This is a genomic window from Variovorax sp. 20P10.2.4, assembly GCF_058244205.1.
This window is the reverse complement of record NZ_JBZAYE010000927.1, coordinates 1-2,197: the sequence shown is the minus strand read 5'-3', so window position 1 is coordinate 2,197 and position 2,197 is coordinate 1. Positions and strand designations below refer to the sequence as shown.

3 protein-coding genes are annotated in these 2,197 nt (G+C 72.6%); 1 reads left to right on the top strand and 2 read right to left on the bottom strand.

The features are described from left to right. Positions 1–686, top strand: a 686-nt coding sequence (locus tag AC27VN_RS39525) for a molybdopterin molybdotransferase MoeA (protein ID WP_490880221.1), incomplete at its 5' end; no start/stop codon positions are given. A 7-nt stretch (positions 687–693) separates the two neighbouring features. On the opposite strand, the gene AC27VN_RS39520 is transcribed toward AC27VN_RS39525, so the two are convergent. Beyond that, positions 694–1,671 (bottom strand): Bug family tripartite tricarboxylate transporter substrate binding protein, encoded by a 978-nt coding sequence (locus AC27VN_RS39520; protein WP_398498294.1) that lies wholly within the window; start codon positions 1,669–1,671, stop codon positions 694–696. A gap of 43 nt (positions 1,672–1,714) precedes the next feature. Continuing rightward, positions 1,715–2,197 (bottom strand): DUF1214 domain-containing protein (locus AC27VN_RS39515; RefSeq protein WP_490880220.1); only part of this gene is annotated, 483 nt, incomplete at its 5' end.

Below are 2,197 nucleotides of genomic sequence, written 5' to 3'. Positions count from 1 at the left end.
TCGAGATCGGCGACGCGCCGCGCGAGGGCGCGGTCTACGACAGCAACCGCTACACCGTCACCGCCCTGCTCGAGCGGCTGGGCTGCGAGGTCATCGACCTCGGCCTGGTGCGCGACGATCCCGCCTCGCTGGCGGCCGCCGTGCAGCGCGCGGCGCGCGAGGCCGATGCCATCGTCACCAGCGGCGGCGTCAGCGCCGGCGCGGCCGACCACACGCGCGACGTGATGCAGCAGCTCGGCGACATCGCCTTCTGGCGCGTCGCGATGCGCCCGGGCCGGCCGATGGCCGTGGGCCTGATCCCGCGCGAGCCCCAGGGTTCGGAATCCGCCGTGCTGTTCGGCCTGCCCGGCAACCCGGTCGCCGTGATGGTCACCTTCCTCGCCTTCGTGCGGCCCGCGCTGCTGCGCATGATGGGCTGCCATGCCGCGGCCGCCGCGCACCCGCCGCTGCTGCGCGCGCGCAGCGTCGGGCCGATCCGCAAGAAGCCGGGCCGCACCGAGTACCAGCGCGGCTTCGTGCAATCGGTGCCCGGTGCGCGGCCCGAGGTGCGGGTGGCGGGCAACCAGGGCTCGGGCGTGCTCAGTTCGATGGTCGAGGCCAACGGCCTCGTGGTGCTGCACCACGACCAGGGCCCGGTGGCCGCGGGCGACGAAGTCGACGTGATGATGTTCGACGGGATCGTCTAGGGCCTTTTCACTCGGCCGTGATGTTCGCGGCCTTGATGATCTGGGCCCACTTGCGCGTCTCGCTGCCGATGAACGCGCTGAACTCGGCGGCGCTGCCGCCACGCAGTTGCAGTCCCGCGGCCTCGGCCTTGCGGCGCACGTCCGCGTCGGCCACGGCCGCGTTGATCTCGGCATTGAGCCGCTCGACCACCGCCGCCGGCGTGCCCGCGGGCGCCAGCATGCCGTACCAGCCGTAGCCCACGACCGATGGCAGGCCCTGCTCGCGCAGGGTGGGCGCATCGGGGTACAGCGGCGAACGCTCCTCGTTGGCCACGCCCAGCACCCGCAGCTTGCCGGCCTGGATATGCGGCACCGCGGTCGAGATGGCGGTCAGCGTGGCGTCGATGCGCCCGGCCAGCAGCTCGGTGTAGGCCGGTGCGTCGCCGCGGTACTGCACCACCACGCCCTTGGCGCCCGCGGCGCGCAGCAGCAGCTCGGCCGTCAGGTGCGGCGCGGAGCCCGCGCCCGGCGAGCCGAAGGTGGCGCCCCCGGGCTGCGCCTTCGCATGCTTCACGAACTCGGCCAGCGTCTTGTAAGGCGCCTGCGCATTGACCACCAAGAACAGCGGCGCGATCGCGGTGCTGGCGATGGCGGCGAAGCTCTTGTGCACGTCGTACGGCAGGTCCTTGTAGAGCGCCTCGCCGATGGCGATCGGCGCGGCGGCATGCAGCAGCGTGTAGCCATCGGGCGGCGCCTTGGCCACGAAGTCGTTGGCGATGCGCGTGCCCGCGCCCGCCTTGTTCTCGACCACGATGCCCTGGCCCAGCCGGCGCCCGAGGAAGTCGCCGAGCACGCGCGTGAGGATGTCGTTGGAGCCACCCGCGCCGTAGGGCGAGATCATGCGGATCGGCCGCGCGGGCCAGGCCTGCGCAAAAGCCGGCGCGCTCCAGGGCAGCGCCAGGCCGGCGGCCGCGGCGAGAAGGTGGCGGCGGTTCAGGGTCGTCATGCGTGTCGTCTCCATTTTTCTAAGTGTGTTCGTTCGCCGTGTCTCAGGCCTGCCGGATCGGCGGATAGTCGAAGCGCAGCGCCAGATGGTCGGCATGCGGCTGGTAGAGCCGCAGCACGACATAGAAACGCGCGTCGCGCGGCGCCGGCAGCCAGTTCGCGCCCGGCCCGGGATCGTCGGCCTGGAGCCGGATCACGAGGCTGCCGTCGGCCTCGTGGCGCAGGCCTGGCGTGCGGTCGCCGATCGAGTAGCGCGCGATCGGGTTGGCCACGAACAGGCAGTCGCTGCGCCGGTACATCGTGAGCGACCAGAAGGCGCCCACCTTCGGGGCCCGGCCCGGTGCGAAGCGCAGCTCGTAGCGCCGCGATCCATCGAGCGGTTCGCCCCGCGCATCGACCTCCGCCGTCGGGTACATCGCCTCGTCGATGCCGAGCGCGCCGATGAAGTTGCGCGCGATGCGGGAGCGCGTCAGCAGGTCCTCGCCCCAGTGCGTGCGCACCATGACCGGGATGGCCCAGCCGCCGCC